Below are 456 nucleotides of genomic sequence, written 5' to 3' on the forward strand. Positions count from 1 at the left end.
GTATTTATTGTTAATGTCATAAAAAGCGAAAGTGACACCGTACTTCGGTAACATGTTACCGTTAGCGGTAACAATTTTATAAGCGTGGTTAAGCCATTTGTGGGACTTTGATACCGTGGTACCGTACTTTTCCTACTTCGCTAGGAATTTATAATATAGCATGAAAGGATATAAAATAGATGGTTAGATATTATTGGGGGAGACCTCAAGATGTTGTAAGGTGGTATCTTAGAGGAACACTATACCTAAGCGCTCAAAGCAGAAAGTCATATATTGAAAAGACTGGCGCTGATCTAGGCAACTTACCAAGACTTCTAAAACTATTAGATAATCTTGATGAGTTATTTGATTCAGTCGATACTGATAGCATAGCTGTATTATGCTTGAGGTATGTAGAGCTATTAAGTATCGCAGAGACTACAAAACGCACAGGACTATTAGCTTATCAGATTACAG

1 protein-coding gene is annotated in these 456 nt (G+C 36.8%); it reads left to right on the forward strand.

Annotated features, from left to right (window positions below):
• Window positions 1-179 precede the first annotated feature (179 nt).
• Window positions 180-456, forward strand: a 277-nt coding sequence (locus tag I6F36_RS38710) for a hypothetical protein (protein ID WP_225173263.1), incomplete at its 3' end; no start/stop codon positions are given.

Origin of the sequence: Bradyrhizobium sp. BRP19 (assembly GCF_020194195.1) — a bacterium.
Lineage (GTDB): Bacteria > Pseudomonadota > Alphaproteobacteria > Rhizobiales > Xanthobacteraceae > Bradyrhizobium > Bradyrhizobium yuanmingense.